General features: G+C 59.2%; 6 protein-coding genes. 3 read left to right on the top strand and 3 right to left on the bottom strand.

Translation table 11 applies throughout. The features are described from left to right. Nucleotides 1-534 precede the first annotated feature (534 nt). Complete coding sequence (locus WB650_RS18650) at nucleotides 535-1,626, bottom strand: thioredoxin domain-containing protein (RefSeq protein WP_422300690.1); 1,092 nt, start codon at nucleotides 1,624-1,626, stop codon at nucleotides 535-537. 128 nt (nucleotides 1,627-1,754) lie between these two features. Between WB650_RS18650 and WB650_RS18645 the strand changes: the two genes are divergently transcribed. Continuing rightward, nucleotides 1,755-2,276 (top strand): hypothetical protein, encoded by a 522-nt coding sequence (locus tag WB650_RS18645; RefSeq protein ID WP_422300689.1) that lies wholly within the window; start codon nucleotides 1,755-1,757, stop codon nucleotides 2,274-2,276. Between the two features lie 32 nt (nucleotides 2,277-2,308). Here WB650_RS18645 and WB650_RS18640 read toward each other — a convergent pair whose 3' ends face one another. After that, nucleotides 2,309-2,692 (bottom strand): CBS domain-containing protein, encoded by a 384-nt coding sequence (locus WB650_RS18640; RefSeq protein ID WP_422300688.1) that lies wholly within the window; start codon nucleotides 2,690-2,692, stop codon nucleotides 2,309-2,311. A gap of 31 nt (nucleotides 2,693-2,723) precedes the next feature. After that, a complete protein-coding gene (locus tag WB650_RS18635; RefSeq protein ID WP_422300687.1) occupies nucleotides 2,724-3,116 on the bottom strand; it encodes a CBS domain-containing protein in 393 nt (130 codons plus the stop codon). A 308-nt stretch (nucleotides 3,117-3,424) separates the two neighbouring features. Between WB650_RS18635 and WB650_RS18630 the strand changes: the two genes are divergently transcribed. Both WB650_RS18630 and WB650_RS18625 read left to right on the top strand, forming a co-directional pair. Then, nucleotides 3,425-4,243 carry a universal stress protein gene (locus tag WB650_RS18630; protein WP_423961572.1) on the top strand — a complete coding sequence of 273 codons (819 nt, stop codon included), beginning with the start codon at nucleotides 3,425-3,427 and terminating at the stop codon, nucleotides 4,241-4,243. A gap of 12 nt (nucleotides 4,244-4,255) precedes the next feature. After that, on the top strand, nucleotides 4,256-5,853 hold a 1,598-nt coding region (locus WB650_RS18625; protein ID WP_423961570.1), incomplete at its 3' end, for an AAA family ATPase.

Raw genomic sequence — 5,853 nt, 5'->3', positions numbered from 1 at the left:
TCTGCGCCTTGAGCGCCTCGAAATATTCGGTCGAAGGAAAGCTAATCGCCATAAAATCGATGTCCCTGCCTGAGTTCCAATAATTTGATCAATGCTGAATGAATTTAGGGTGAAACGAGTGGAGAAGGCAAGCCAATGGATTGTTGGTTCGCGATTGGTTCGTGGTGTTTCGCGAGACGATGGGCAACCTAACCTCCAACCCCTTCCCGAGGGGAACCGGAGTGAGTGAGGGCGAGCTTTGCGAAGGCATGTTGAGGGCGGCCTTGGGCGTTTCATACCATGGGTTGTGGTCTTGGGCTGATTGTCTACCAAGGGTAGCTTCGTTCCGTCAAAAATTGTTTTTCTACCAACAGGTTTCTGTCGATTGGTTGCGGGCGAGTTCGGCGAGTCTGCGGTAGCCTGACAGTTGTTGTGCATATTGCACATGTAGCAGGTCGAATCGGCGGGCGTCAGGTTGAACAGTTCATCCCCAAAAAGATCCGGCGCCAGCATGACGCGGGCGCCGGACTTGAAGGTACGAGGGTTCAGGGAGGTCTACTGTGCGGACGCCTGTTTGGTGTTGCCGCCGGTTGCCAGCTCGTCGTTGATCAGGTCTTCGAACTTTGGAATGGGCTGCGCGCCAGTCAGCGGGCGGCCGTCGATAAAAAACGCGGGGGTCCCGTCGACGCCGACTTTCTCGCCAGCGGCCTGGTCGGCTTTGATCTGGCTGTCGTATTTCGTACTGTCGAAACAGGTTTCAAACTTGCCGGAATTCATCCCGAGCGTCTTGGCCGTCGCTTTCAGATCGGCCGGCGCGAGCTTGCTCTGATCGGCGAACAGAGCGTCGTGGTACTGCCAGAATTTGCCCTGCTCGTTGGCGCATCGCGCGGCCTTGGCCGCGTCCATCGCATGCGAATGGAACGGCAACGGGTAGTCCATGTGCACGAGGCGAATCTTGTCGCCATATTTGTCGTGCAACTGTTTCAGAGTGGCTTGGGTCGCTTTGCAAAACGGGCACTGAAAATCGGTGAACTCGACGATCGTAACGGGTGCGTCCTTGGGGCCCTGCGCCGGATGCCCGCTGCTATCGACCGCGACGCGCTTGGGTTCGAGCAGGATTTTCACCGGCTGGTCCTTGCGCAAACGATCGAGCAGCGCCTGACGGTTCATCATCTGAAGTAGTTGGGGTTTGATTTTGTCGTAGGGCGCCGTGCCTTGTCCCTTGTTTTTGTCGTAGAAGGCTTTGGCCTCGGCGTCGGTCACGCTATTCTTTCCGGAATACTCCTTCTTGAGATAATCCGGGACGCTGAGCTTGTCGCGCTGGGCGGCCTGATCGATCAGGTATTCGTCGGTCATCGATTCAAGCGTCTCGCGCCGGAGATCGAAGGACTTGTCGGCGATCAGCTGGTCGACGCGCTTCTCGAGCATCGCGCGCATCTGAACGATCTGGGGCTGCACCTTCGCGTCGAGATCTTTCTCGCTGATCTTGTGATCACCGACGGTGGCCACGGTCGCGTTGGGATCGTCGGCCCATGCGCGAGGCGCACAGACGGCTGCGCACACGATTAGCAGCGCGGCAGCGGCGGAAACGACACGCCCGGCGGATTCAAGGCGGTATCTGACTGCGTGATTGCTGTTCAGTAACATCTGATATTGTTCGAACTCCCTCGTTGAAGATAACCCCCGAATAATATCATGCGACGAAGGCGATGTCGCGATGCTCAAAATTGCGCATTTGCCCGAATCGCCATGACTTCGCTACGCTGCCATTTACTTTGAAAACCAATTTCGCATCCTCAATCGGAATGGTCGCGCTGGCTTTGCTGATCCTCCCCGCACAGGCTCGGGCGGCAGGCGGCGCGACCGACACCAAGCTCAGCATTTTTGTGGATTGTCATTGCAGCGATCCGGTCGGCGGAGACTTCTGCTCGGCGCTCAAGGACAACGTCAGCGATTCGTCCGCGTATCGGCTGGTCGATCACACCGACGCTTACGGAATCGGCGTGCATCTGTGGTGCGTCGACATGTTTACCGGACTGCCGGGGATCAACAGCAAGCTCACCGGCACGATGTCGGCGGTGTCGGTCGCGTTCACGATCTATGCGGAGCGGCTGCCCGGCGAAGTCTATGAAGACTCCTCGGTGTTTCGGGTCGGCAAAGAGGCCACCGACGAAATGTCGCAAAGAATTCTGACCGCGCTGGGTCAGCTAGCGACCGCGAACAAGTCGGTGTTCGAGCGCATGCAGGCGCCTCCTCCGAAGCCGGCGGCGACGCCGACCTCGCAAGTTATCCAGTGACGGAGTAACGATTCGAGATTGCACGACGCCGGCTAATGTCGCACCCACTCCGGCACCGGTCGCGGCTCAGGGAACCATAGATTGCTCGCCGTGATAATGCCGATCAACTTTCCGTAACAGACCACTGGCAGAGCGCCGACTTCTTTTCCCTTGAGCAAGGCGACCGCGTGCTCGAGCGTAGCATCAGGCGAAACCGTTATCGGATCAGGCGTCATCGCCTCGAGCACCACCGTGGTATCGAGCGACTCGAGGTAGGGCCGCAAGTCGTACTCGCTCAGGATGCCGATCAGTTTGCCTTCATGTATGACCGGTAGTCGGCGAAATCCGCCTGCTTTCATCTTGATTTGCGCACGAGTCAGAGTCTCGCCGGGCGCCGTCGTAACTGGATTTAGCGTCATCAACTCTTTGACGATCATAATCTTCCTCCCGCAGCATCAGCGTGCACATTCATCGCTGCTCGATCTCACCGGTCGCCTTGACGACTCTTAGAAACGCCTTCATCAGATCGCTGGTAGTGACGATGCCGACCAGCTCTCCGTCTGCCACTACTGGCAATCCGCCTATCTTGTGCTTCAGCAGCAGGAGCGCCGCGTCTTCCGCAGTGTCGGATGGCGTGATGGTTACGAGCCCGGTGCGCATCGCCGCAGTGACGCGAGTTGATTCCAGAAAGCCACTGTATTTGTGCAGGTCGCGCTCGGTCACGATGCCGACGAGCCGCCCATTATCTGTCACCGGCAAACGCCTGAAATGACCCTTGTCCATCAGGCCTTTGGCCTTCGACAGGGTGTCGTGCTGATCAATTGTTATCGGGTTCCAAGTCATTAGATTGACGATCTGCATTGTTTGCTCCTCCAGGTCTTAGAAAGGCTGAATGAGCAATTCGCCTGCCATAGCGGGATGCGTCTTGAGTGGGCGCGGGCGCCGATGAAGACCCCGTCTTTTGGGGCGATAACCAGCGGTTTCCGATCGCCGCCGGCCGAACGACTCATATCGTCGTTCCCGTTTGCTCCACTAATAATTTGCGAGTGGTGCGATCGGATACAGATCGCGGCGGCGCGCCACGGAAACACCAATCCGTGGCGATGGCACAGCATTCGCTAGTGTAGTGAACGCGGTGAGACGCAAAGACCAACGAGGGAGATATTTTTATGACAGAACAATTCCGCAGGATTCTTTGCCCGGTGGATTTCGATGATAACTCGATGCAAGCGCTCGACACTGCCGCGAAGCTCGCTCGCGATACCAACGGCACCGTGTTCGTCCTGCACGTGGTTCCAATGATAGTCGCGCCGACCGGCATGCCGGTCTATGTAGATCTGTACAAGGGGCAGGAGGAGGCCGCGCAAACCAGGCTGCTCGACATCGCGCACAAGCGGCTCGCCGGAATCAAGTACGAATTGCTGATTCATACGGGAGAGCCCGCTGGTACCATCCTGCACGCCGAGAAGAAAACCAACGCCGACCTGCTGGTGATGGCTACGCACGGGCGCCGCGGCTTCAAGCGATTCTTTCTTGGCAGCGTCGCCGAACAGGTGCTGCGCGAATCGATCTGCCCGGTGCTGACAGTGAGATGCACGCCGGTTCAGAACGACCTGGTCGGGACCTGGATGACCAAAAATCCGGTCACGGCAACACCGCATGAGAAGCTCGCGTCGATCGCGGCAAAGATGCATGCGGGCGCCTTTCGATGCGTCCCGGTCCTGGGTGACGGCGCGCCGGTCGGTATCGTGACCGATCGCGACATCCGCCAGCACACCGGCTTCCTCGATCAAACTGAGGCGTTCAAGGCGATGAGCGACGCGCTCATTACAGTGACGCCGACGACTCATATCGGTGAGGCAGCACGCCTGCTGCGCGATCGGAAGATCGGTGCGCTGCCGGTGGTCGAAGACGGCAAGCTCGCCGGTGTGATTACCACCGCGGACGTGCTCGAGGCGCTGACCCACGCGACTGAGCATCCCGAATAGATTAGGTGATATATGAACCCGGCGATCGAAATGACGCGCGAAACGCCGAAACCTGACGCACCTTCTGATCGCGGCCTGCCGCGGCTGGTTGACGCGATGATGCGGCCGGATTTCTATCCCGATTCGCCGGCGCGGGTCGAGCTCAAGCAGACCCACATTTCTTACGTGTTCGTCGCGGGCGACTCCGTCTACAAGATAAAGAAGCCGGTTCATTTTCCGTTTCTCGATTGTTCGAATCTCGCGGATCGGTTCCGTTACTGCTGCGAGGAGGTGCGCCTGAACGCGCGCCTTTCCCCGGGGGTGTATCGGGGAGTGTTCGCGATTCTCAAACGTGGAGACTCCTTCGCGCTCGGACCCAAGGTAGACGCGGAGCTTCCCGAAGCGGTGGAATATGCCGTCAAGATGCGTCGGCTGCCCGAGGAGCTGATGCTGGACCGGCTTCTGGCCGCGGGTCAGGTGGACAGTGACAAGATTCGCGCGATTGCCGGGCGCATCGCGGCATTTCATGCGAGCGCGCCGTCAAATCGTGGATGGAGCTACGGTTCGGCGGCCGCAATCTGGCGCAGCCTGATCGAGGAAATCACCCAGAATGAGGCGTTCATCGGACATACGCTTCGCCAATTCCAATTCGCTGCGATCGACACGTTTTGCCGAGGGTTCATCACGGCTCACTGGCGAGTTTTGAACGACCGCGCGATCGAGGGCCACGTACGCGAAGGCCACGGCGACTTGCGGGCCGAGCACATCTGTCTTCTAAATTCTGAAAACAACGAAATCGACGTGATCGATTGCGTCGAGTTCAGCGAGCGGCTGCGCTACGGCGACGTCGCCTCGGAGGTCGCGTTCCTCGCGATGGACCTGGATCGGCTCGGCGCGCCTATTCTCGCCGATAAGCTGGTCGAAGACTACGCGGAAATCACCGGCGATGAAGACCTTGCGGTGTTCGTCCCGTTCTACAAGTGCTACCGCGCAATCGTGCGCGGCAAGGTCGAGAGTTTGCGAAGCCTCGAGCGCGAGATCGGCGACGCCGAGCGCGAGCGCGCGCGCCAGCTCGCGAGCAGTTACTTCGCGCTGGCGTGGCGCTACGCGCGAGGCGCGTCGCCGTCGCTGATAGTAATGTGCGGACTTTCGGGATCGGGCAAATCGACGGTCTCGCGCATGTTGCAGCATCGCAAGGGCTTCAGGGCGATCAACTCGGACCGCGTCCGCAAGCGGCTGGCCTCGATTCCACCGCACGAGCACGTCCGAACGGATTACGGCGCAAACATATATTCGGAACGGTTTACCAAGCTCTCTTATGACGCGATGCTGGCCGAGGCGGACAGCCTTCTGAAAGAAGGCTGCGGCGCAATCCTCGACGCGACCTTCAAAGCGGGTGTCGACAGGCAACTCGCGCTCGCGCTGGCGGCCAGGCGCGGCGTGCCAGTGCTATTCGTCGAATGCGTAGTGAGCCCCGACGAAGCGATACGCCGGCTGACGGAGCGCGCATCGAAAGAAGGTGAAGTCTCCGACGCGACGCCGAAGGTGTACAAGAAGCAGCGCGCGGAGTTCGAGCCGATTCGCGAGATCCCGCCGCGGAACTATCTGCGCATCGACACCACCCGTCAGGG

The organism is Binatus sp. (SeqCode), assembly GCF_049584895.1.
GTDB lineage: Bacteria > Desulfobacterota > Binatia > Binatales > Binataceae > Binatus.
Note: the sequence above shows the minus strand (reverse complement) of the source record. Positions and strands in the feature narration are given on the sequence as shown.

Excerpts from the sequence above, each read along its gene's own strand:
- WB650_RS18630 (WP_423961572.1), top strand. The coding sequence starts at position 3,425 with ATGACAGAACAATTCCGCAGGATTCTTTGCCCGGTGGATTTCGATGAT.
- WB650_RS18640 (WP_422300688.1), bottom strand. The coding sequence starts at position 2,692 with ATGATCGTCAAAGAGTTGATGACGCTAAATCCAGTTACGACGGCGCCC.
- WB650_RS18650 (WP_422300690.1), bottom strand. The coding sequence starts at position 1,626 with ATGTTACTGAACAGCAATCACGCAGTCAGATACCGCCTTGAATCCGCC.
- WB650_RS18635 (WP_422300687.1), bottom strand. The coding sequence starts at position 3,116 with ATGCAGATCGTCAATCTAATGACTTGGAACCCGATAACAATTGATCAG.